General features: G+C 40.6%; 20 protein-coding genes. 12 read left to right on the forward strand and 8 right to left on the reverse strand.

All coding sequences use genetic code 11. The features are described from left to right. Window positions 1-43 precede the first annotated feature (43 nt). From lepA to ABDW32_RS17250, 3 genes are all read left to right on the forward strand, one after another. Complete coding sequence (gene lepA / locus ABDW32_RS17240) at window positions 44-1834, forward strand: translation elongation factor 4 (protein WP_343564611.1); 1791 nt, start codon at window positions 44-46, stop codon at window positions 1832-1834. Between the two features lie 69 nt (window positions 1835-1903). After that, window positions 1904-2791, forward strand: a complete 888-nt coding sequence (locus ABDW32_RS17245; RefSeq protein WP_343564613.1) for a tetrahydrofolate dehydrogenase/cyclohydrolase catalytic domain-containing protein — start codon at window positions 1904-1906, stop codon at window positions 2789-2791. Window positions 2792-2941: 150 nt separating this feature from the next. Further along, window positions 2942-3451: a hypothetical protein gene (locus tag ABDW32_RS17250; protein WP_343564615.1), complete on the forward strand. Its 510-nt coding sequence runs from the start codon at window positions 2942-2944 to the stop codon at window positions 3449-3451. Window positions 3452-3776: 325 nt separating this feature from the next. Here ABDW32_RS17250 and ABDW32_RS17255 read toward each other — a convergent pair whose 3' ends face one another. Further along, window positions 3777-4649 (reverse strand): serine hydrolase, encoded by an 873-nt coding sequence (locus ABDW32_RS17255; RefSeq protein ID WP_343564617.1) that lies wholly within the window; start codon window positions 4647-4649, stop codon window positions 3777-3779. 244 nt (window positions 4650-4893) lie between these two features. On the opposite strand from ABDW32_RS17255, the gene ABDW32_RS17260 reads away from it, so the two are divergent. Next, window positions 4894-5436, forward strand: a complete 543-nt coding sequence (locus ABDW32_RS17260) for a DUF1543 domain-containing protein (RefSeq protein ID WP_343564619.1) — start codon at window positions 4894-4896, stop codon at window positions 5434-5436. A gap of 129 nt (window positions 5437-5565) precedes the next feature. Here ABDW32_RS17260 and ABDW32_RS17265 read toward each other — a convergent pair whose 3' ends face one another. The 6 genes from ABDW32_RS17265 to ABDW32_RS17290 all read right to left on the reverse strand — a co-directional run bounded on the left by ABDW32_RS17265 (window position 5566) and on the right by ABDW32_RS17290 (window position 11598). After that, window positions 5566-7050, reverse strand: a complete 1485-nt coding sequence (locus ABDW32_RS17265) for an amino acid permease (protein ID WP_343564621.1) — start codon at window positions 7048-7050, stop codon at window positions 5566-5568. Window positions 7051-7193: 143 nt separating this feature from the next. Next, complete coding sequence (locus ABDW32_RS17270; RefSeq protein ID WP_343564623.1) at window positions 7194-7841, reverse strand: NAD(P)H-binding protein; 648 nt, start codon at window positions 7839-7841, stop codon at window positions 7194-7196. 6 nt (window positions 7842-7847) lie between these two features. After that, window positions 7848-8261 (reverse strand): Rrf2 family transcriptional regulator, encoded by a 414-nt coding sequence (locus tag ABDW32_RS17275; protein ID WP_343564625.1) that lies wholly within the window; start codon window positions 8259-8261, stop codon window positions 7848-7850. Between the two features lie 116 nt (window positions 8262-8377). Next, complete coding sequence (locus tag ABDW32_RS17280) at window positions 8378-9064, reverse strand: hypothetical protein (RefSeq protein WP_343564626.1); 687 nt, start codon at window positions 9062-9064, stop codon at window positions 8378-8380. A 144-nt stretch (window positions 9065-9208) separates the two neighbouring features. Beyond that, entirely contained in the window at window positions 9209-11155 is a 1947-nt protein-coding gene (locus ABDW32_RS17285) for a M1 family metallopeptidase (protein ID WP_343564628.1), read from the reverse strand. A gap of 95 nt (window positions 11156-11250) precedes the next feature. Next, window positions 11251-11598, reverse strand: a complete 348-nt coding sequence (locus ABDW32_RS17290) for an ArsC family reductase (protein ID WP_343564630.1) — start codon at window positions 11596-11598, stop codon at window positions 11251-11253. 378 nt (window positions 11599-11976) lie between these two features. Between ABDW32_RS17290 and fbaA the strand changes: the two genes are divergently transcribed. The 5 genes from fbaA (at window position 11977) to ABDW32_RS17315 (ending at window position 17316) form a co-directional block, all read left to right on the forward strand. Further along, on the forward strand, window positions 11977-13056 hold the full coding sequence (gene fbaA / locus ABDW32_RS17295; protein ID WP_343564632.1) for a class II fructose-bisphosphate aldolase: 1080 nt from the start codon (window positions 11977-11979) through the stop codon (window positions 13054-13056). A 216-nt stretch (window positions 13057-13272) separates the two neighbouring features. Next, complete coding sequence (locus ABDW32_RS17300) at window positions 13273-13950, forward strand: head GIN domain-containing protein (protein ID WP_343564634.1); 678 nt, start codon at window positions 13273-13275, stop codon at window positions 13948-13950. Window positions 13951-14183: 233 nt separating this feature from the next. Further along, window positions 14184-14852, forward strand: coding sequence for a sterol desaturase family protein (locus ABDW32_RS17305; protein ID WP_343564636.1), 669 nt, complete (start codon window positions 14184-14186; stop codon window positions 14850-14852). 640 nt (window positions 14853-15492) lie between these two features. Then, window positions 15493-15759 (forward strand): PqqD family protein, encoded by a 267-nt coding sequence (locus ABDW32_RS17310; RefSeq protein ID WP_343564637.1) that lies wholly within the window; start codon window positions 15493-15495, stop codon window positions 15757-15759. A 534-nt stretch (window positions 15760-16293) separates the two neighbouring features. Further along, window positions 16294-17316: a bestrophin family ion channel gene (locus ABDW32_RS17315; protein ID WP_343564638.1), complete on the forward strand. Its 1023-nt coding sequence runs from the start codon at window positions 16294-16296 to the stop codon at window positions 17314-17316. A 6-nt stretch (window positions 17317-17322) separates the two neighbouring features. Here ABDW32_RS17315 and ABDW32_RS17320 read toward each other — a convergent pair whose 3' ends face one another. Then, window positions 17323-17781 (reverse strand): Lrp/AsnC family transcriptional regulator, encoded by a 459-nt coding sequence (locus ABDW32_RS17320; RefSeq protein ID WP_343564639.1) that lies wholly within the window; start codon window positions 17779-17781, stop codon window positions 17323-17325. Window positions 17782-18019: 238 nt separating this feature from the next. Here ABDW32_RS17320 and ABDW32_RS17325 point away from each other — a divergent pair, with 238 nt between their 5' ends. From ABDW32_RS17325 to ABDW32_RS17335, 3 genes are all read left to right on the forward strand, one after another. Then, window positions 18020-19231, forward strand: a complete 1212-nt coding sequence (locus tag ABDW32_RS17325; RefSeq protein ID WP_343564641.1) for an aminotransferase class I/II-fold pyridoxal phosphate-dependent enzyme — start codon at window positions 18020-18022, stop codon at window positions 19229-19231. A gap of 102 nt (window positions 19232-19333) precedes the next feature. Then, window positions 19334-21868: a glycoside hydrolase family 95 protein gene (locus tag ABDW32_RS17330; RefSeq protein ID WP_343564643.1), complete on the forward strand. Its 2535-nt coding sequence runs from the start codon at window positions 19334-19336 to the stop codon at window positions 21866-21868. Window positions 21869-22481: 613 nt separating this feature from the next. Next, entirely contained in the window at window positions 22482-23264 is a 783-nt protein-coding gene (locus tag ABDW32_RS17335; protein WP_343564645.1) for a LuxR C-terminal-related transcriptional regulator, read from the forward strand. Window positions 23265-23314: the final 50 nt, after the last annotated feature.

Below are 23314 nucleotides of genomic sequence, written 5' to 3' on the forward strand. Positions count from 1 at the left end.
AAAGGTATCTTTGCCTTTTAGCAAAAGAGTTTAAAAATCCTATATGAAGCACATTCGTAATTTCTGTATTATTGCGCATATTGACCATGGCAAAAGTACTTTGGCAGATCGCCTTTTAGAGTATACCAATACCATCAGTCAGCGCGAAGCACAGGCACAATTACTTGATAATATGGATTTGGAACGTGAACGTGGTATTACGATCAAGAGTCACGCCATCCAAATGAATTATAAAAAAGATGGTCAGGAATATATCTTGAACCTGATTGATACGCCCGGACACGTTGACTTTTCATACGAAGTATCCCGTTCTATAGCTGCCTGTGAAGGGGCGCTGTTGATTGTGGATGCATCACAGGGTATTCAGGCACAGACAATCTCCAATTTATATTTGGCGTTGGAGCATGACCTGGAGATCATCCCTATTTTAAATAAGATGGACCTTCCGGGAGCAATGCCCGAAGAGGTGAAAGACCAAATCGTTGATCTGATCGGTGGTGACCGTGATGCGATTATCCCTGCATCTGGAAAGACCGGGCTCGGAGTTCCGGATATCCTAGAAGCCATTGTTGAACGTATTCCTCATCCTGTAGGGGATGCGGATGCCCCATTACAGGCGTTGATCTTTGACTCGGTATTCAATTCGTTCCGTGGGATCATGGCTTATTTCAAAGTTGAAAATGGTGAGATCCGTAAAGGGGATCGCGTAAAATTCGTGGCGACGGGTAAAGAGTATTTTGCAGACGAAATCGGTACGTTGAAACTTAATCAGGTGCCAAAAGAGGTTATCAAAACAGGGGATGTAGGCTATATTATTTCTGGTATCAAGGAAGCACGTGAAGTGAAGGTAGGGGATACCATTACCCATAAAGACCGCCCTTGTGCTGAGGCAATCCAAGGATTTGAGGAAGTAAAACCAATGGTCTTTGCCGGTATCTATCCGGTAGATACAGAAGATTACGAGGAACTACGTGAATCAATGCACCGTCTGCAGTTGAACGACGCTTCTTTGGTCTTTGAACCAGAGTCCTCAGCGGCCTTAGGTTTTGGTTTCCGTTGTGGTTTCTTGGGAATGCTACACATGGAAATTATTCAGGAACGTCTGGAAAGAGAGTTTGACATGACGGTAATCACTACGGTTCCCAACGTGTCCTACAAAGCATATATGACGAAGGATAAGGAAGAAGTAATCGTACACAACCCTTCGGATTTACCTGATCCAAGCAAATTGGATTCGATTGAAGAACCTTATATCAAAGCGAATATCATTACCAAATCGGATTTCGTTGGACCGATCATGTCCTTGTGTATTCAAAAACGCGGTACGATCATGAACCAGCATTACCTGACTTCGGATCGTGTGGAATTAGTTTTTGAAATGCCGATGGGAGAGATCGTATTTGACTTCTATGACAAGTTAAAAACGATTTCAAAAGGTTACGCTTCGTTTGACTATCACCAGATCGGTTACCGTACTTCGGATCTGGTTAAACTCGATATCCGATTGAATGATGAGCCTGTCGATGCCCTTTCTTCTTTGATCCACCGAAGCAATGCCTACGATTTTGGTAAGAAAATCTGTGAGAAACTGAAGGAACTTCTTCCGCGCCAACAGTTTGAAATCCGTATACAGGCTTCTATTGGAGCAAAAATCATTGCCCGGGAGACGATCTCCGCATTGCGTAAGGATGTAACGGCAAAATGTTACGGTGGTGATATCTCGCGTAAACGTAAATTGTTGGAAAAACAGAAAAAAGGTAAAAAACGCATGCGTCAGGTTGGGAATGTAGAAATTCCGCAATCTGCATTTATGGCGGTATTGAAATTGGATTAATAACATTTTAAATTATATAAGATAAAGGAGCTCTTGGGCTCCTTTTAAATACAATCAAATCTCCTAAACATGAATCTATTAGATGGTAAACTAGTTTCCGAAAAAATTAAAGAGCAGATTGCTTTGGATGCGGCTGAATTTACAACTCAAACGGGTCGGAAACCACATTTGGTAGCTATCCTAGTTGGTAACGACGGTGGTAGCGAGACTTATGTGGCGAGCAAAATGCGTAATTGCCAATTGGTCGGCTTCGAATCGACAAACATCCGTTATGATGAGACAATCACTGAAGAGGAATTAATCGCCAAGGTTCAGGAAATCAATAAAGATGATTCCATCGATGGTCTGATCGTGCAATTGCCCTTACCAAAACATATTGATCCGGACAAGATTACCGAAGCGATAGATTACCGTAAAGATGTGGATGGATTTCATCCGGTTAACCTTGGCCGCATGCAGCGTAATCTTCCATGTTTCATCCCAGCGACACCTTATGGTATTATGTTGATGTTGGATTATTACAAGATCGAGACAGCGGGCAAACATGCCGTGGTTGTAGGCCGTAGTAATATCGTTGGTTCGCCCATGAGTATCCTGTTGGCACGTAACGCTACTCCCGGAAACTGTACTGTTACATTGACGCACAGCCGTACGCAAGATCTTAAAACTGAGGTTTTACGGGCTGATATCGTCGTCGCAGCTATCGGTCGGAAGAATTTTGTTACTGCAGATATGGTCAAAGAAGGCGCTGTTGTAATTGATGTGGGTATCAATAGAGAAACATCTACGGAAACTAAATCTGGATTTAAATTATATGGGGACGTAGATTTTGAGCATGTTGCGCCAAAGGCTTCCTGGATCACTCCGGTACCAGGCGGTGTGGGCTTGATGACCATCGTCGGATTATTGAAAAATACATTGGAAGCGGCGAAGGGAACTATTTATCCGAAAGCGTAAGTTTTTCTATTTGGCATAGAAGTTGTAAATTGAAGTCTAGTTAATCATAAATTACAAACTTACATGAAAACGTCAAGCAGTTGATAGGCGTCCAAAAGGGACAAATATAAATTCTTGATGACTTCTTGCCATTAAAAAACAATTATTCTAATGAAAAAAATTGCACTTTTAGCAGTAGTAGCGGGAGCATTGGTAATGTCTTCCTGCAATAATTCGGAGAAAAAAGCGTCAGACTCGACAGATACTGCGCAAACTGTAGGTGAGCATGTGGATGCAGCAATAGCAGATTTAAAGAATGCCGAAGAAAGCGCGCGTCTGAAAGCGGAGGAAGCTAAAAAAGCTTTAGACGAAGCAATCGCCAAAGGTGATAAAGCTGCTGAAGAAAAAGCACGTGCTGCTTCCGAAGAGGCTAATACAGCTTGGGAAAAAACCAAAGCAGCGTTGCGTGATGCTGGCCAGGATGTGAAAGAAGGATTGAATGACGCAAAAGATGCTACCGTAGATGCAGCGAATACGGCTGTGGATAAAACGAAGGATGTAGCGAAAGATGTTGCTGACGGCACAAAAGAAGCTGCTAAAGATGTGAAAGATGCGTCTAAAAAAGTAGGTGAAGACATCAGCCGCAAAGCCAAAAATGTAGGTGAAGCGTTGAAAAATTAATTCGCTTAGTTGAAAACATAAAAAAACGGAGACTAAAACAGCCTCCGTTTTTTTATGTCCTTTTATCTGCATTGAGAGCTATTCATATTTGAATTTCGCCTCCCGTATTACCGATATGCCCTAGCACGAGGAACCTTGATCGACATTTCAGCTGGATAGCCCAGGCCATTAGGAAGCGCTTACATTTTTGGATGCAATAATCAGCATGAAAATCCCAACAATAATCGACAACAGGTATGCCCTCTTTTGAATACCATTAACATTAACAAATGTCTATATTGTCGTAGTCCGGGAGATACGAGTTAAATGCAGGCGGGCCGAAATTTTATCTATTGTAGTAATCCCATAACAATTTGGAGAGATCGCGTGTCAACACTTCGGCAGCATTGGTTTTACCCCAGCTCTTGTCTTGATTGTTTTTGGTGAATATACTGAATACATAGTCGCCTTTTGGGGCGTTGACCAAGATGACTTCGTTGCGTACGTCGTCCAGGGATCCTGTTTTAGATGCTGCTTTGACGGTGGCAGGAATCTGCGAAAGCCCTCTTTCGTCGTAGAACATATTCCCCAGAAAGCGATACATCCGGTCAGCGGATTTTGCTGAAACTACTTTTCCCTGACGGATCAAGGTCAGGAGATCGGCCATCTCTTTGGGCGTGGTCTGTCCCCAGCCATACTTTTCCCAATCGGCTTTTCTTCCTTCTGTCTGTGAGTTGACGCGGGTATGAGTCAATTGCAGGTCGGCCATCAACTTGTTGATGGCTATTCCGCCTCCGGCGAGCTTTTGGTTCCAAATACTGGTGACATTATCGCTATAGGAGAGCATGAGGGCGATCAGGGTTTTAAGATCAACCCTGCTGCTGTCCTTAAAAAATTGCATCAGTCCCGACCCACCATATTTTTGACTTTCACGATAGATATACTCCTGATCCAGATGCAATTGTCCTTTTTCAATTTTATCGAAGACACCCACTAAAATGGGGATCTTGACGACACTTGCGGTCGGAAAGATACTGTCGGCCCCGATGTTAACTTCTTTGTGCTTCCTAAGGTCATGTACATAAATACCGACTTCGCCCTGAAAACCCTGAATAAGCTGTTTGATCTGTTTTTCAAGTTTTTTATCTGTGCTTCGTTTTTGTCCAAAAGAGCATAAAGAAAGAAAAAGTAACGTAAATGATAGGAAAATTTTACTCATAATCAGGTGTTTATCTGTATTAAATGTGATGAATAATCGTTATTTTTATTGTTTAATGGGCTTAAGTTATGAAATATCCGTGATTGGAAAGCACACTATAAATTAAAATAGCCTGAATATTCCACATGGAACGTTAGAACCGCCAAAGGCCGCATCAACCAAGCTCATAAATACCGGTGCAAATGAATCTTATGGATATTGCCTTAATGGGAAAATGGACTAATGAATAAACAAATTTATACAGATGAAATTATTTATGATTTTGATCGGTTGTAAACCGAAAAATAGACGCACCGAACAGCACGATATTTTTTTTGGAATCGGCAATGAGCTAAAGGATTTCATAGAACCTATTAAAGAGTTTTGGCCTGATGCTGATGGCAAAATTCATATTGATGCCTATCGTGTGGTCAATAAGATCGGGGAGTATGAGATCACGGTACAGGAAAAAAATAATGCTACACTGCCAAATACGGAATTGAAATTATTTTTTGTCAACTTGGGGGGCTATAAGCCGAATGAGTTCGATGAATTCCATTATAAAGAACTGATTGTTGCCCCTAATTTGGCTAAAGCAACGGAGAAGGCCAAGCGTACTGTTTTTTGGAAACACCATAGTACAGCCCATATTGATGACAAATATGGATTGGATGTAGATGATATTTATGAAATAGAAGATCTGTTGCTTGATGTGGACAAAGCGAAGTACCAAATTCAGATTGTTCCTAAAGCAGGATTGAAAGAAGATGTGGTCGCAAATGGCTATTTCAAACTAAGTGCTCTCTAAACGATCGGATAGGGTCTAGTATCAATTCAAAAAAAGGTATTGTCGGTATAAAAATAGCGGGCTTCATTTTTTGAAGCCCGCTATTTTTATAGAGAATTAAGGATTTCCAAAGGCTGCTGTTGCCCTCTGTTATTGTATACTCTGCTGATCCCTATGCTGTTTACGGATAACACTATGCTTTTTACCATAAACGAAGTAGATCAATAGGCCTAAAGCCAACCAGATCGCTAGACGCTCCCAGCTTTCAATAGGGAGTGAGGCCATCATGAGTACACAGACAATGATACCCATAATCGGTACGAAAGGCACTAAAGGTGTTTTGAATGGACGTTCTAAATTCGGATCGGTTTTGCGAAGCACCAATATACCTACACATACCAATGTAAAGGCAAATAGGGTACCTATACTAACCATGTGACCCAAGTCAGAGACCGGAACGAATCCAGCGAAGATACTTACAAACACCATAAAGATTGCATTTGTTTTCCAAGGAGTCTGTCTTTTGGAAAGGTCAGAAAATATTTTGGGGAGTAATCCATCTTTACTCATCGAGTAGAATACACGGCTTTGGCCGAGTAACATGACAAGAATAACGGAAGTATAACCTGCAATAATCGTAATAATCAAAGCTGTATTCAGAAAATGATAGCCTGTTTTTGCAAATGCTGTTGCTACTGGTTTGGCATCGCCTTTAAACATCGTGTAGTTCTCAATACCGGTCATGACATAGGAAAACAATACATAAAGAAGCGTACAGATAATCAATGATCCGATGATACCAATTGGCATTCCTTTTTTCGGGTTTTTCGCTTCCTGTGCAGCAGTACTGACTGCGTCAAAACCAATGAAAGCAAAAAACACAACACCCGCGGCACGTAATACGCCGCTGATTCCAAAATGGCCAAAATCATCACTCTTTAGAAACGTCCATAGGCTTTGCTGTCCATTTTTCACCATTTCCTCACCGGCATTTGCAGGGATAAAAGGATCGTGGTTCGCAGGGTTGATAAAGCTCCATCCCAATGCGATAAAAATCAATACAACCCCTACTTTCAAAATAACCAATACGTTATTTACGGTCGAGGATTCCTGTGTTCCTCTCATCAGTAGCAGCGAAAGCAGGCAAACGATGATGATTGCAGGTAAATTTACCATCCCGCCTTCCCAAGGGCCCTTGAGCAGTATGTCGGGTAAATGGATATGGAATATCATCAGGAGCTGATTAAAGTATTGTGACCAACTGACGGCTACAGTAGCCCCAGCTAGCGCATATTCCAGTACAAGATCCCAACCGATGATCCAGGCTACAAATTCTCCCATGGTCGCATAAGAGTAGGTGTAGGCACTTCCAGCGACCGGAATCATGGAAGCAAATTCGGCATAACAAAGACCTGCAAAAGCACAACCAACAGCGGCGATAATAAAAGATAGGATAACAGCAGGACCAGCGTTTTCAGCGGCGGCAATTCCGGTTAAGGAAAATAGTCCTGCGCCGATGATGGCTCCAACACCCAAGGCAATAAGGCCGGTGCTTGAAAGCGTTCTCTTTAGCGTATGTTCACCATTTTCATTTGCCTCAGCGATCAGTTGAGGAATCGATTTTTTAAATAGCATAGGATTAATTCTTTACGATTATTTAGCTTCTAATTGTTTAATTAATGTCAAATATAAATGATATCAACGACAAAAGGGAAGATTGCGCTTCCCTTTTGTAATAAAATTTTGTATTAAATATAAATCAATCGATTGTATAGCCGTTAGTATGCTGCTGTAAAACGTTTGTTGATAAATTGTTTATTAGCGATCTCGTCAACAATAGCGACGGCAAGATCCTCAACAGATAGCCTAGAACGGCCTTCTTGATCAAATACAGGGCTATCCAGTCCTGTACGGTATTGGCCAGTCCGTGTGCCTCCTGCATGCGGATTCATTTCGATGGCAGGGCTGATCATTGTCCATTCAAGCTGATTTTCCTTGCGAATGGTATCAAGGTAATCTGCTGCGGCTAATGCTCCAGGTTTAATTTCCTGTGGAAATTCAGGTGAATCGACCAAACGATTGCCGTCTATTAGCAAACTGCCTGCTCCACCGACAACAATAAAACGTTTAACGCCGGCATCTTTTACAGCCTGTTGAATAGCTAAGGCTCCCTTTGTAAAATCTTCATAAAGGTTGGGGTTGGTCCAACCTGCATTAAAAGCTGAAATTACAACATCTGCACCTGTTAATGCATTTATCAATTGTTCGTGATTATTGATGTCAGCTTCTACTTTTGTGATATTGCCATTCGAAGGAATGCTTTCTGTATGGCGGGCGATTGCGATAACTTCGTAGTTTCGGTCAGCCAACTCTTTGACAAGATGTGTTCCTACATATCCTGTGGATCCAATTACTGCTACTTTCATGTGTTTTTAATTAAATGTTTTGCTAAAATCAGCTAGCGTTATCTTTTCCAAACGGCCTACAATATCAGTGTCGACTTCCTGATAAAGATCCTGCAATTTGGCATTGATGTTTTTACCTACCACACAAGCCGGATTGGGATTGTTGAATTTGCCCAATAGCTCATGTTGTTTTGTACTGAGATAGATGTCTGCAAGGGTAATTCGTTCTTTTCCATCGTTTATGCGAATCCCGCCGCCTTTGCCCTCTTTACTGATTAATAAGGCAGCCGTTTTAAGGGAAGCGATTTCCTTGCGAACTACAGCAGCATTTATCTGGATGCTCGATGCGATGTATTCGGAAGAGAGCCACTGTCCGGATTCCTCCAATTGTGCTAAGACCATGATATGTAAAGCTGTTGCAAATCTCAAGTTGTGTAACATTCCGTTGCTGATTTTTAATTTGATAATACAAAGGTAATAGAAAAGGCTTTAAACTGAAATAAAAAATATTACAGTTTAAAGCCTTCTGACAATCACGTGATAAAAAGTCCTTTTTTTTATTTTTTCTCGTTAAATTTTTTGTAACTATCCATGATATAGACCCGCAGTGTTTCAAGGCTGCTATTTTGAATAAACTGATAAGAAGGTCTAAACCTTTCTTTAAATAGTGCTAGTTCGGCGGCATTCAATGGAGTCAGCTCCTTGATGAGGTTGTCTGTAAATTTCCGGTCAACGGCTCTTTTTTCCATTTCTGCTACGAGAAGTTTATAGTTTGAGCGAGCCTGTTTTCCTTCTTTGCTAAATATACGGCTTGGAGAGATACGGATCCCACCACGGTTTTTACTGACATCTGAATATTTCCCGGCTTCTTTTTCCCGTTGGATTTCCGCTGCGAGTCTACTATCGGTCATCCGTTCTACGACGACCTGGCTTAATTCAATAGGAGTGTTTATTCTGTTCAAATAGATTCTTCGTAGACTTGAATCATAAATGAATACCGTATCCTGTTCATACCCGTTCGCTTTGATCAGTAAGAGATCATTAATATTGGCATCAATAGCAAATGATCCATCGCGGTTGGTCTGAACTTCCACTTTGCTCCGTAAATTCTGGATCTGCGCAGCTTCTATTTTTTCTCCGCTGACAAGCTCCATAATAATACCTTTGGTTTTTTCCTGTGCTAATAGTTGTCCAGAGATCAAGATCATCAATAAGCAGCTTAGAATCGTTTGTATTACTTTCATGGGGATATAATTATATACATTAATGAGCTTGTTGCCTTTTATTTATTGCAATGAAACCATTATGAACAATTTTTTTGGTTCATAATGGTTTCATGACGTCGCATTTCCTTATCAAAAATAACGAATAGATTTTGAATTATTGTGTTAATTTGCCTTCCATGTATTATTGTCTGGATTCTTATCCGGCATCACATCATCGGGATCTAACTGAACAGACTGTAACGCTTCTTTTGTTTCCATTTTAAATTGCCATACATTGTTTCTTTCCCAGATCTCCACGGGTAGTTTTTTTCTTATTTTTTTGCCGGATACTGTAGTTGCCTCAACGATAGTAGGCATCGGTAATTTTTCCAGATTCTCTACCGTAACCAAGGCGCCGAGCATAGGTTGATTGTTGACATAGGACACGGACTTGATCGCCTGATCCATTTGCCAGTTGTTGACAAACCAGCCCCGCCAAAACCAATTCAGGTTTTCGCCGGTTCCGTTTTCGATCGCTTTAAAGAAGTCTTCTGGTGTTGGATGTTTAAATGCCCATTCCTGGATGTACTTTTTAAAAGCATAATCGAAGCGTTCTTTGCCGATAATCTCATTGCGCAACAATTTTAGTCCATAGGCTGGTTTGTAATAAACGAGGGCACCGATATTGCGTTCCTTCATATTTTGTGGGGTACTCATAATCGGCTCAAGATTCTGTGACGTAAAAATATATGACCGACTCGCCTGAGCACGATAATATTCGCCATTATTAAATTCCTGTGTTGCCAACTCATTGATAAAGGTGTTGAAACCTTCATCCATCCAGCCATGTTCACGTTCGTTGGAGGCTACGATCATTGGGAACCAGTTGTGGCCAAATTCGTGGTTGGTCACTCCCCAAAGCGAACCGGCCTTGGCTTGATTACCACAGAATGACAGGGCCGGATATTCCATACCACCCACATTAGAAGCGACATTTACGGCCACAGGGTAGGGGTATTCAAACCAGTTTTTGGAATAAATTTCGATGGCAGCTTTGGTGTATTCTGTCGAACGCTCCCAGGCATTGTTGCTGTTACTTTCCACCGGATAAGCTGATAGGGCAAGGGCTTTTTTGCCACTGGGTAGATTGATCTTGGCGCCATCCAGTATAAAGGCGGTAGAGGAAGCCCATGCAATGTCCTGTGCATTGTTGAGCTGATATTTCCAGGTTAGCGTCTTTTTGTTCGGTCTGGAATTTTTGGCGGTCACTTCTTCAGCGGAGCGAATCAGTACAGTTTCATCGCTACGTAAGGCGAGCTGATATCTTTTGAGCTGATCGGCTGTAAATACTTCTTGGGGATTTAAGAGTTCCCCTCCAAGTACAACGATATGATTGGCCGGCGCTGTGATCTCAACCTGGTAATTGCCAAATTCGCGGTAGAATTCTCCTGGACCTGTATAAGGTAAGGTATTCCAGCCTCGGATATCGTCATATACACAGAGTCTGGGAAACCACTGGGCAATGGCATAGATTTTTCCGTTTTTAGTATCGAGTATACCGGTACGGTCTGCGCCATATTGTGGCACGGTATATTGGTAGGTAATCTTAAAAGTAATTTTTCCACCCTTACTTTTTAACGCGGTGGGCAGTCGCAGCTGCATACGTGTATCATCAATGATGTGTTCTATGGTTTTGCCATTGGCATCAGTGACAGACTGAATCTGGTAACCGCCGTCAAATTTTGAATTTCCATCACCATATCGGCTATTGGTCAACGGCGAAATTAATTGACCGCGACCATGTTGTGAAAACATGTTTTGGTCCAACTGAAGCCAAAGGTAATCCATATTGTCCGGGCTGTTGTTACTATAGGTAATCTCCACGGCACCGGTCACCTGATCATTTTGGTCGTTTAATGAGGCCTGTATCTTGTAGTCTGCAGAATTTTGCCAATATCCCACGCCGGGCTTACCGGCCGCGGAGCGATAATCGTTTCCATTGTTTTTAAAAAACAATGGTGCAAAAGCTTCAGTATAACTATAGTTGGATGTTTTTTCCTGGGAAAAGGACGGAAAAGCATAGCTCAATGCGACAAGGCTCAAAGAAGCCAATGCAAGTCTTTTCATCATAGCTGTTTGTATTAAAATTATGTTTATTGGTCCCAATATACAATGAAAAGTACATAAGAAAAAAAAAAGCTCCTTTTTAAAGGAGCTTGTAACAATTATTTTAAGTTGCTGTTATAATCATCTTCATTGAATCCGAGCAAGATACCTTTACCGTATTCGATCACAGGACGCTTGATCATACTGGTATGCTCTTTTAAAACTTGGTTGGCACTTTTTGCATCAACAACCCCAGCTTGTTCCTCTGCGGTCAGTTTTTTCCAGGTAGTACCTTTTTTGTTGACGAGTGACTGCCAGTCTACTTTTTCTTCCCATTCGCTCAATTTTTGGTCACTGACACCTTCTTTTTTGAAGTCATGAAATTGATAGGCAATCTGATTGTCCTCTAACCATGTTAAGGCTTTTTTTACTGTGTTACAATTCTTGATACCGTATACCTGCAGCATAATGATTACAATATTAGTGAGCTCAAATTTAAACAATCCGCGATGTATTTAAGTGTTGTTAAACGTATTTTTTTTGATGGAGTATAGGGCCTCCGTGGGATAAAACAGCGCAGCCTGTCATCCTATGTGTCGGATAAGATCTGTTTAATTATTATTCCCTGTGAAAACCGGCGCCCTAAGGATAGCTTCCTTCGAAGCTGGATTGGTTTAATACTTCCAGTGGGCTGAAAGTGATTGTACCTTGCGGTTGAAAGAATACGGTAACAAATAATTGATAGTGTATTTAGTACACTATAAAAATTAGGAAGTAATAATTATTTTTAATAATTTAGTAGCTTCAAGAGTTAATAAAGATTAAAATAAATCAATAACAGTAATATGAGCCTAAAAGATTTTAAAGGTGTATTGACAGGAGATCAAGTACAAGAGTTGTTTGAAGTTGCAAAGAAACATAAGTTTGCTTTGCCTGCGGTGAACATTATCGGAACAAATTCTATCAATGCGGTAATGGAAACTGCTAAAGCAGTAAACTCTCCAGTAATTATTCAATTGTCAAATGGTGGTGCACAATTCTATGCAGGTAAAACATTAAATAATGACAACTTGCAAGCTTGTGTATTAGGTGCGGTATCTGCAGCACAACATGTGCATTTATTGGCAGAGCACTATGGTGTTGCGGTAATTTTGCACACCGATCACGCAGCTAAAAAACTTTTACCTTGGATCGACGGTTTGTTGGATGCTGGTGAGAAATTCTTCGCACAACACGGTAAGCCATTGTTCTCTTCACACATGTTGGATCTATCTGAAGAGCCAATTGAGGAGAATATTGAAATTTCTGCAAAATACTTAGCGCGTATGAAACCACTAGGTATGACTGTTGAGATCGAATTGGGTGTTACAGGTGGAGAAGAAGACGGTGTTGATAACTCGGATGTTGACAGCTCTAAATTATATACACAACCGGAAGAAGTTGCTTATGCATACGAAGAATTGTCGAAAGTATCTGACAAATTTACCGTTGCTGCGGCTTTCGGTAACGTACACGGTGTATATAAACCAGGTAACGTCAAATTACAGCCAGTAATCTTACACAATTCTCAGGAATATATTCGCGAAAAATATAATCTTGCAGCTGAAAAGCCGGTGAATTTTGTATTCCATGGTGGATCTGGCTCTTCTCCAGAGGAAATTGCTGAAGCGATCTCTTACGGTGCAATCAAAATGAACATCGATACAGATATGCAATGGGCTTTCTGGGATGGTGTAAGAGGTTATGAAGCTAAAAACCACGACTATTTGCAAGGACAGATCGGTAACCCTGAAGGTGCAGATTCTCCGAACAAAAAATATTACGATCCACGTGTATGGTTACGTAAAGGCGAAGAAGCATTTGTTGCTCGCTTGAAAGAAGCTTTTGCTGATTTGAATGCAGTAGATGTAAACAGCAAATTGTAAGCTGAATAAAATATATGCTATAAAGGTGTCCTGGATCAGGACACCTTTTTTTGTCAAAATAGGTTAAAAAACGGGAATATTCAGCTTGATTGGCGTGTTTTTTGACATCAAGAACTTAAATAAGTTTAGAATGAATATACTATCCCTATAGGCAATTACAAGTCGGAATATTGTAGGGAATGTATATCAAAAAGTGAAAATAATATAGCGAATATCATGATGAAGTTTTTAGGAATCAGTGCATTTCTTTTATTAATGACCCAAGTAGGTTTCGGACAGACAAAACAAAATGTAGGCGATTTCAGTTCGGTTGCCGCTACAGATAAAATCCAGGTTGAATTGATCAAGTCCAACGAGTCGCTGGTGATTTTTGAAGGGCAGAATTACGAGAATGTAAAGGTCGTTAATACCAACGGCGCTTTGGTCTTAAAAATGAATACCCTGAATATGTTGCAGGGCGGCAATATCTCTGTTAAAGTGTATTATAAAAATCTAAAAAATATAGAAGCTAAAAAAGGAGCTAAAGTATTTGCTACATCAAATAATACCGTGTCATCAGACCAGCTAAAACTCTATGCCGCTGAAGGCGGATTGGTGGATGTATATGCTGATACAAAAAATGCGACAGTAAAAGTGACTTCAGGAGCAACCGTTGCACTTTATGGGAAAGCAGACAGACAGGAGGTTATCTCCAATTTTGGGGGTAAATATGAGGGAAAAGATTTTAAAACCAAGACTACTATTGTAACCGTAAATGGAGGTGGAAAAGCAGAGGTCAATGCGATAGATTCTATTGAAACGAAAACACGTGGCGGCGGTACAATAGATGTATATGGTAAGCCCGAACAACGTGTAGAGAGGAAAATGGCGGGTGGAACAGTCATTTTTAAATAATCAACTGTCTTGATTTTGTCAATTTTACCAAGGCGGATTTGCACACCGTTTGGGTAAATTGACTCTGAAAGTTTAAGTTAAGAGATCAAATAAAAGGTTTTAGACAAAATCACTTAGAGTGCGTGTTTAACCTTTTTGTTGAAAAGGTCAAATATTTTGTTTTTATAGGCTGCGACCTTCTTCATTTGTGCTTAAAATACTTATTTTTGTGAGGGAATAATAAAAATAGTATTATGGCAAAGCGTAATTATGTTTCAAATTCTACGGAATCTACGCGCATGTTCAAAAATGACTTTTTAGAGTCTTTGACGAAAGTGCATTGGAGTGTACCTTTGATTTTCTATGTACCCGTAGTGATTTTCTTTTCGTACAAAGCTCTGGTTTGGGGAGAGGTTTCCCTATTGACATATATTGGATACTTTATTTTCGGTTTGGCATTTTGGACAGCATTTGAGTATGCGCTCCACCGTTGGGTATTCCATTTCCATCCGACATCAGAATGGGGTAAACGAATTGCTTTTATTTTTCATGGCGTACATCATGATTACCCAAGAGACCGGATGCGTTTGGTCATGCCTTTATCGGCAAGTATTCCCTTGGCGGCGCTGGTTTATTTTGGATTTACATTGTTCTTTTCAAACGAATTTATCCTAGCGTGCTTTTTCTCCGGATTTATGGTTGGATACCTAATCTATGATGAATGTCATTATGCCATGCATCATGCTAACTTTAAGAGTGGTATTTTCAAACGGATTAAGCAACACCATATGTTGCATCACTATTCGGATCCTGAAAAAGGATTCGGCGTGAGTTCATCGCTATGGGATGAAATCCTACGTTCAGGTTTTGAGGAAAAAGAGCCCAAAAAAGAATCATCTACACTAAAAGAAGAAAAAGCATAAGCTTTACGAATCGTTAATTTAGGATAAGACAATAAAAAAATCCGCTTCCCTTTGAAAGCGGATTTTTTTATTCGTAAGCTATCTTAATTTAATTGACGTCGCAAGTACGTATTATATTGGGACCAATCTCATTCAATACTATCATTATGAATATTAATTTGTAAATCAAGCATTTTGATGACGCTTTTTTTTGCAGCCATATACAGATTGCCATTTTCAAATTATCAAATCTGAATATTATTGACAACGGATCAGCGCGAATATTGACAAATGCACAAAATTAAGGTGGAAGAGAGGGAGAAAAAATTTCTGCCCAAAATTTATCGGCGGGAACGAGTTTCTGCTTTGTGAGAAGTTGATTAGGGAGGAGAGTCCCTTGAGTTTTTGCCTGCTACTTATTGCTCTTTTCCGAAGTATTAAAATAGAATTAGATATAAATAGATACCTTCAGTTATTTTTTATGATATGCACCTGATAATAAAAAAAATCAAGTGCTGTATTTTCCCCTGACTTTTGTATTTTTGATAGGAAGCAATGTGGAGAAGAATTAGCCATTCGAATCCATCAGAAGTATTTTTTGTAATATACCAAACCAGATCAATGGTTTTAATGTCATAGAGATAATCGGAGGAATAGCCAAATGAAACTTAGAGGAGATTTACAATTACGCAAATTGGGCGATGATCATATACTAATCTATCCAGGACAAGATCAACTGGATATGTCGAAAGTGTATACATTTAATGAGACTGCTGTACAGATTTGGTTGGAACTGCAGGGAAAAGAATTTAATGTCGAAAGCGTAACAGCTGTTTTGTTGGATAATTATGAGGTAGAGGAAAGCGAGGCAGAAAGGGATGCCGAAAAATTAGTGAAGCAATTTGAAAATCAGGGTTTTTTGATCTGATTATAATCTCTCCTACACACAGCGGATATTAACGCGTTCGCTGTTCTTTCTATTTTTATCAATTTTATCACATTCATAATTTCTAATCTTTATTGACTTAGGAAGTTCAAAATAGGATTTATTTCCAATATTTTCGTTTTTTTAGTAACAAATGGCTTCATCGACCGTCTTCTTTATAAAGACTATTTACTGGAAAAAAGCTGTAAAACCTTTTCGGACTTTGATTTGTATCACTTTGAAGCAGCTGTACTGATTGTTTGAATCTATCAGGTTGCTCGGTAGAAGTCTTAATACTATTCCTTTCATGGTAGGGTTCCATGGTTCTGTCGGAATTGCCCTGACCTAGGTAGGACATGGAAAAGACTGTGAGGCGAAATATATTTTCGTATAAAAATCGAAAGGGATTTTGGACTATATACATTTAAAATTGTACATTCAACTACAGATAACTTTTGGTTCAAAAGTCCGATGGCATTCTGGATGAAAGGTTGATTTTTGCGACATAGCGAATATATTGTTAAAGGCTATATTTTTATGATAACAACAAAATATTTTAATTACAAACAGATTTTTAATCTGGCTGGTGTTCACTTGATCTGGTTGACAGCTTGGTGTTGTTTGGTTGCTCTTGTCTATTATTTTTTTCAATGGGAATGGATGATTATCCCTTGGGTTCCATTAGCATTGATCGGTACAGCGGAGGCTTTTTATGTAGGTTTTAAAAATAATCAGGCGTATGACAGGTTGTGGGAAGCCCGAAAGATATGGGGCGGAATTGTTAATTCCAGTCGCTCTTTTGTATCCATGCTTTACGCCTTTAATACCGAACAGGGGGATCAACAGCATCTGGATGAAATCAGAAAAAAAATAACCTATCGGCATATTGCCTGGCTCTATCAATTTCGCGAGCAACTGCTTGTTCCGACCGAATGGGAACATATCAGCCTAAAAAGACATATTGGTGCCTTGAATGTGAAGCGACATCGATTAATCAAGGCAGGTTTTCCAGATTATAGCCGGACGCCTATTTTTTTGCATAAATATCTTACAGCAGAAGAATTTGCGCAGCAGTCAACCTATAAAAACTTTGCAACTTATCTAAACTCTAAACAGGCTAAGGATGTCAATGCCCTCAAAAACGATGGGCATATCTCTGATTTTAATCAAACGCAATTGCAGACCTGCCTCAACCAATTTTATGATTACCAGGGGCAGGCCGAACGGATCAAGAAATTCCCTTCGCCAAGGCAATTCGCGAGCACGGCATTTGTCTTTAATGTGATTTTGATTCTCCTATTACCCTTGGGGCTGGTCAATGAATTTGCTAAGTTGGGACATTGGGGTATCTGGACAAGTATTCCCTTTTGTGTGGTTATCGGATGGATTTATATCGTCATGGAACTTGTGGGGGACTATACCGAAAACCCTTTTGGCGGACTAATGTTTGACATTCCGATGCTGTCCATCTGTCGTACGATTGAGATAGACCTATTGCAAATGGCAGGCGAAGATAATCTGCCTGATCCGATTGCATCGAAAAATGGTGTTCTGGTTTAGTGCTAACTAAACCAGAATAGTCATGGTGTTTTTGACTTCTGCGATCATAAAAGAGCTATGCGTGCTGGCGATATGTTGTAAGGATGTTAGTTTAGTCAACATAAAATGCCGGTAATCTTCCATATCACGTACGCAGATCTTTAGGATATAGTCATAGTCACCACTGACATGAAAGCACTCCGTAACCTCCAGTAAACCCATCACCTCCCGTTCGAACTGCTGAATATACTCTTTTTTATGCTGCGTAAGTTTGACATGGCACAGTACCATAAAATTTTTGACAATCTTGTGCTTATTGAGCAGCGCAACATATTTGGAGATTACGCCGGTATTTTCAAGCTTTCGCACACGTTCGTAGACCGCTGTAACAGATAAGCCTAATCTATGAGCCAGCTCTTTGCTGGTCTGTTTTGCGTCCTCCTGGAGAAATTGTAATAATTTTTTATCTGTTTCATCAAACTGCATAGATAATTTTTTGGTTAAAAGGCTAAATGTTTAGTTGTTTTAGATCTATTTTCCTTTGTAGCCGTAAATATTAGATTTATAATCTAATATACCTAAAAATTGTTGTAATAAAGCTTGAAAAAATCCAATTTTATAAATAAAAAATAGGAAGGTCTCGGTTTATTAAGAAGCAAAATTGTACATGCTTACCAAATAAATCGGATGCCTTTTATAACCCTTAAAACCAAATTATATGCAGATGAAAGATTTTAATGCAGCAAATGAAATACAGGATTTGCAATATTTCGGGGAATTCGGTGGGGTAAATCCCTCAATTTCGGATAGCTCCACTTATACTTTTCTTTCGGCCAAAACGATGTTCGATACCTTTGAAGGAAATGCAGAGGGTTGCTATTTATACTCCCGGCATTCCTCACCGATGAATCTGTATCTTGCACAGGCGCTGGCCAAATTGGAGAATACGGCTGCAGCCAATGTTACTGCTTCGGGGATGGGGGCTATTACCACTGTCTTGCTGCAATTATGTAAAAGTGGTGACCATATTATTTCCAGCCGGACCATCTATGGGGGAACCTATGCTTTCCTGAAGAATTTTTTGCCTCCATTTCATATTGAAACAAGCTTTGTTAATATCAGCAATTTTGAAGCGATTGAGCAGGCTATAGGTCCCAAGACGAAGATAATCTATTGTGAAAGTGTCAGTAATCCTTTATTGGAAGTAGCGGATTTAAGGAAGTTGGCTACGATCTGTAAAAAGTATAATCTAAAACTTGTTGTGGACAATACGTTTTCACCCTTATCAATTTCACCCGCTTTATTCGGCGCGGATATCGTGATCCACAGCCTGACCAAGTTTATCAATGGTAGCAGTGATACAGTGGGTGGAGTTTACTGCGGAACACAGGAATTTATTGATGCTACTAAAAATGTAAATTCTGGTGCTTGTATGCTGCTCGGTCCGACGATGGACAGCTTGCGCTCAGCCAGTATTCTTAAGAATCTAAGGACGCTCCATATCCGTATGAAGCAACATAGTCACAATGCACATTATCTCGCAGAGCGTTTTGAACAGGATGGGCTAAAAGTTTCATACCCTGGATTGCCCTCTCACAGACATCATGAATTGCTGAAGAATATGATGCATTCGGAATATGGCTTTGGAGGGATATTGACACTGGATGCCGGAACGACAGCAAAGGCCAATGAACTTATGGAACTGATGCAAACGGAAAATCTGGGATACTTGGCCGTAAGTCTTGGATTCTATAAAACTTTATTTTCGTGTTCGGGAAGTTCGACTTCATCAGAAATTCCGGAAGAAGAACGCCTGAGCATGGGAATCTCCGATGGATTGATTCGTTTTTCGATCGGACTGGATCATGATATCGACCGTACTTATCAGCGGATGAAAGCCTGCATGATAAAGACAGGAATGTTAATAACAAGATAGTTACAAAATTAGTTCAGGACAATTGCGCTATTTGAGCGTCTTTTATGGTATAATAGAAGAATAGATTCTAACCAAGAATAATTTCTGTTTAAACGATATCAAATGAAAAGACACTTTATAGGGCTATTTGTTGTATTACCTTTTACGGTACTGAGCTGTTGGTACATGCAAGCAACTGCTTCCGCTGTGCCAGCAACTCAGGGCAAAACTAAGATTGCAGCTTTGGATAGCCTCTTGACTATGCCGGCCAGCCAGCGACTGCAAAAGATAGATGCCAACTGGAAGGATCGCGCTTCTATAGTTTCTGTTTCGTCGGTTAAGAATGCAGCATTGCAGATCTGGTATCGACAACCCGCTGCAGTATGGGAAGAAGCCTTACCCTTGGGGAATGGGAGGATGGGTGCAATGGTATTCGGAGGGGTAGCTGATGAACGTATACAATTGAATGAAAATACCCTATGGGCGGGATCCCGCATGGAGGCTGCTAATCCAAGAGGAAAGGAAGCCCTGCCAAAAATCCAGCAATTGTTATTTGCGGGAAATAACAAAGAGGCCGTCCAGATCGCGGATAGTACCTTGATGGGGATTCCCCGGCGGATTAAGCCTTACCAGTCTTTTGGTGAGCTCTGGCTGGACATGCCGCATCTCAAAGCTGCTAAATATCGACGTGTATTGGATTTGGAAAATGCTGTTTCCCATGTGGAATATGAACAGGATGGTGTTCGTTTTACACGGGAATATTTTATTTCTGCCCCGCGGAATATACTGGTTATCCATTATACTGCGAGCCGTAAGAAAGCACTGGATCTCAATTTTACATGGAAAAGAGCACAGGACTATACTGTCGAAACTTCTTCGGAAGATCCAAATAGTATTGTGTTAAAAGGCCAGATCGCGGCAGAATTTCAACATTCCGGAGAGAAGGGCCTTCGCTTTGCGGGTATAGCCAAAGTGCTTCAAAAAGGTGGAACACTGAAAAATGAAAATGGCCGCATGGAGATCAGCGATGCTGACGAGATTACTTTGCTGGTTAGCTGTGCAACAGATTATCCGGGTTTGGCCAATATGGCGACAGGCAAAGTTAATTCTGGTATTGATCCACTGGAAAGCTGTCGGAAGATATTGGCCGCCAGCGAAGGGATGTCGGTTGAGACGATCAAACAGCAGCATATTCAGGACTATCAGCGCTATTTCAACCGTGTGCAACTCAGCTTGAAACCACTGTCTGCGCAGGAGCAAAACTTGCCAACAGATTCGTTGATCCGTTTAACGAAATCTTCTAAAATAGTACCAGCGAGCCTGATTGCAAAATACTTTCAGTTTGGACGCTACTTATTGATCTCCAGTTCGAGGATGGGGGGAATGCCTGCTAATTTACAAGGACTCTGGGCCTGGCAGATGAACCCGCCATGGAATGCCGATTTCCATACGAATATCAATCTCCAGATGAACTATTGGGCTGCAGAGTCCACAAATCTTTCGGAACTGCATATGCCGCTGTTTGATTTAACAAAAGCATTGATTCCATCGGGGCAAAAAACCGCACAGGTAACCTATGGTGCTAAGGGATGGGTAGTACATCATCTGACGGATGCCTGGGGTTTTACGGCACCCGCGGATGGAGTGCAGGGGATCTGGCCTATGGGCGGAGCCTGGCTGGCACGCCATCCCTGGGAACACTATGCCTATACGAAAGATGTTGAATTTTTACGGAATAGCGCTTATCCAATCGTTAAAGGGTCGGTTGAATTTATACTTGACTTTATGGTGAAAGTCCCTGTAGGTAAAAAGTTTGAAGGTTATTGGACAACAAACCCCTCGCATTCACCAGAAAATAGCTTTATATTGCCCAACGGAGAGGTTTCTAGTTTTACCTATGGTGCCACGATGGACACACAGATTATCCGCGAATTGCTGCAACATTATATTGAGATGACCGAGATTTTGAAGGTTGATCAACAATTAGGTAATCGCTGCCGGGATGTCCTAGCGAAATTAATCCCGACACAAATTAGCGCCAAAACCGGACGTGTGATGGAGTGGATAGAAGATTATGCCGAGACGGAGGTACAACACCGGCATGTATCCCATCTCTATGGCTTATATCCGAGCAGCGAAATTTCGATGCTACAGACACCTGCGCTTGCAGAAGCGGCGAAGAAGACCCTTGTGAGCCGAGGCGATGGCGCGACAGGATGGAGCTTGGCCTGGAAGATAAATATGTGGAACAGGCTGCATGATGGCAATCATTCGTATCTGCTTTTTCAGCATCTGATCAGTGACAAGACATTGCCTAATCTTTTTGACAATCATCCACCATTTCAGATTGATGGCAATTTTGGTGCTACGGCTGCGCTCGCGGAAATGTTCCTGCAGAGTCATGTGAAGGATAAGGAAGGAAATTATATTATTGAACTGTTGCCTGCACTGGGAAATAAAATGCCCGACGGAATGATAAAAGGATTGAAGGCCAGGGGAAATGTAGAAGTGGATATCACTTGGGAAAATGGTCAGCTAAAGCAGGCTGTCTTAAAACCGAAATATAACGGAAATGTTGTAGTTCGTTATCGCGATAAGACGATCCAGCTCAAATCGGATGGCAAAGGTCAGATCAATATTGGCGCTGATTTATTTTAATAGCCAGCTAGTTATGATTTTTTTGTTTTTCTATTGGGACTATTTGTTCGCGGGGGCGTCTTATTAAGTAGTGTATCGAAGTTTAATGGAGGGGATACACGATATAAATTCTTATTCGTATTAATTGATGTTTTAGGCCGCAGCGTATCCGATATACTGGCGGCCTATTTTGTTAGTCAGCACGTAGTGCATTTTTCCTCAACCGTCATATATAGGTACTTTTCATAAAGTAAATGTTTTTTATAGGTTAGTGTGAAGCCGCAGCAAATTCCCGTTTGTACGGCTTTCTTGATCCATCTCGCTCCCGATAAACTTTCACTAATGTATGCTTAAAACCACAAAAATATCTGTGGGATAGCAACTGTACATTCACACAATTTTAAATAAATGATTTGTGATAAAACAAAGAAATAACGAAGTTTATGATAGCGTATTTTTTCGGGTTTATCATTCTTAAATTGCTAATAAATAAATAATGCGATGGGGTGTAAAATCGGAAAAAATAGGCTAAACAATTGAATAGCCTATTTGTTAATCAGAAATAAAGCCGAAATAACGATTTTCTCTTGGAAACGTAGAGCTACCGAAAAAAACAACCATATACAACTGAACTATGAAAACTGATTTTAATGCGCCTTTCTATCTAGAGGTGCGAAAATACTGGAAGACTGTCGCCCAGCAGGGGAAAACTATTGATCCTTTAACACTTCACCAGCAGCTGGAGGTTTATAGAAAGCTGTTCAATATATTTCAGGCCGGAGATTATTATTTTTTGCTCTTCGATATTTATAATGGAGACATTGCCGAGGCGGGGCCCGAAATGAGTGCGATGCTGGGGTATAGCCCCGAAGAGATGGATTTACGCCTTTTTATGGATAGTATTCATCCAGCTGACATGCCTTATTTTATGAATTTCGAACAGTACATTACCTCATTCCTCAATACTGTTCCAATGGAAAAAATAACTCATTATAAATTCCAGTATGACTTGCGAATAAAGAAAAAGGATGGTAATTATCTCCGTATTTTACTTCAATATGTGATCATCGACTACGATGAGAATAATCTTTACCATAGTTTGCATGTGCATACAGACATCACACATTTGCAAAAGCGGGGCAAACCAACTTGTTCGATCATCGGATTATATGGAGAGCCCTCATTGTATAATATTCCCGATGCAATAGCTGTATCTGTTGGGACGAAGCTTTTCACTGAGCGGGAAACAGAGGTGCTCAAAGGAATAGTTGAGGGCATGAATAGTCAGGAGATCGCCGACCGTTTGTACCTAAGTATTCATACAATCAATACGCATCGTAAAAATATCTTAGTGAAGGCGGGAGTTAAGACTCCCTTACAGTTGATCAAAAAAACAATTGAGGAAGGTTGGGTTTAGCGCGGTAAAGCGGTAAAAGATGATAAGAAGGCTTTAGGAACTACCTGACA

The organism is Sphingobacterium sp., assembly GCF_039596235.1.
Classification (GTDB): domain Bacteria; phylum Bacteroidota; class Bacteroidia; order Sphingobacteriales; family Sphingobacteriaceae; genus Sphingobacterium.

Bases quoted from the DNA above. Each gene is read 5' to 3' on its own strand.
- lepA (WP_343564611.1), top strand. From the start codon at position 44: ATGAAGCACATTCGTAATTTCTGTATTATTGCGCATATTGACCATGGC.
- ABDW32_RS17245 (WP_343564613.1), top strand. From the start codon at position 1,904: ATGAATCTATTAGATGGTAAACTAGTTTCCGAAAAAATTAAAGAGCAG.
- ABDW32_RS17250 (WP_343564615.1), top strand. From the start codon at position 2,942: ATGAAAAAAATTGCACTTTTAGCAGTAGTAGCGGGAGCATTGGTAATG.
- ABDW32_RS17255 (WP_343564617.1), bottom strand. From the start codon at position 4,649: ATGAGTAAAATTTTCCTATCATTTACGTTACTTTTTCTTTCTTTATGC.
- ABDW32_RS17260 (WP_343564619.1), top strand. From the start codon at position 4,894: ATGAAATTATTTATGATTTTGATCGGTTGTAAACCGAAAAATAGACGC.
- ABDW32_RS17265 (WP_343564621.1), bottom strand. From the start codon at position 7,050: ATGCTATTTAAAAAATCGATTCCTCAACTGATCGCTGAGGCAAATGAA.
- ABDW32_RS17270 (WP_343564623.1), bottom strand. From the start codon at position 7,841: ATGAAAGTAGCAGTAATTGGATCCACAGGATATGTAGGAACACATCTT.
- ABDW32_RS17275 (WP_343564625.1), bottom strand. From the start codon at position 8,261: ATGTTACACAACTTGAGATTTGCAACAGCTTTACATATCATGGTCTTA.
- ABDW32_RS17280 (WP_343564626.1), bottom strand. From the start codon at position 9,064: ATGAAAGTAATACAAACGATTCTAAGCTGCTTATTGATGATCTTGATC.
- ABDW32_RS17285 (WP_343564628.1), bottom strand. From the start codon at position 11,155: ATGATGAAAAGACTTGCATTGGCTTCTTTGAGCCTTGTCGCATTGAGC.
- ABDW32_RS17290 (WP_343564630.1), bottom strand. From the start codon at position 11,598: ATGCTGCAGGTATACGGTATCAAGAATTGTAACACAGTAAAAAAAGCC.
- fbaA (WP_343564632.1), top strand. From the start codon at position 11,977: ATGAGCCTAAAAGATTTTAAAGGTGTATTGACAGGAGATCAAGTACAA.
- ABDW32_RS17300 (WP_343564634.1), top strand. From the start codon at position 13,273: ATGATGAAGTTTTTAGGAATCAGTGCATTTCTTTTATTAATGACCCAA.
- ABDW32_RS17305 (WP_343564636.1), top strand. From the start codon at position 14,184: ATGGCAAAGCGTAATTATGTTTCAAATTCTACGGAATCTACGCGCATG.
- ABDW32_RS17310 (WP_343564637.1), top strand. From the start codon at position 15,493: ATGAAACTTAGAGGAGATTTACAATTACGCAAATTGGGCGATGATCAT.
- ABDW32_RS17315 (WP_343564638.1), top strand. From the start codon at position 16,294: ATGATAACAACAAAATATTTTAATTACAAACAGATTTTTAATCTGGCT.
- ABDW32_RS17320 (WP_343564639.1), bottom strand. From the start codon at position 17,781: ATGCAGTTTGATGAAACAGATAAAAAATTATTACAATTTCTCCAGGAG.
- ABDW32_RS17325 (WP_343564641.1), top strand. From the start codon at position 18,020: ATGAAAGATTTTAATGCAGCAAATGAAATACAGGATTTGCAATATTTC.
- ABDW32_RS17330 (WP_343564643.1), top strand. From the start codon at position 19,334: ATGAAAAGACACTTTATAGGGCTATTTGTTGTATTACCTTTTACGGTA.
- ABDW32_RS17335 (WP_343564645.1), top strand. From the start codon at position 22,482: ATGAAAACTGATTTTAATGCGCCTTTCTATCTAGAGGTGCGAAAATAC.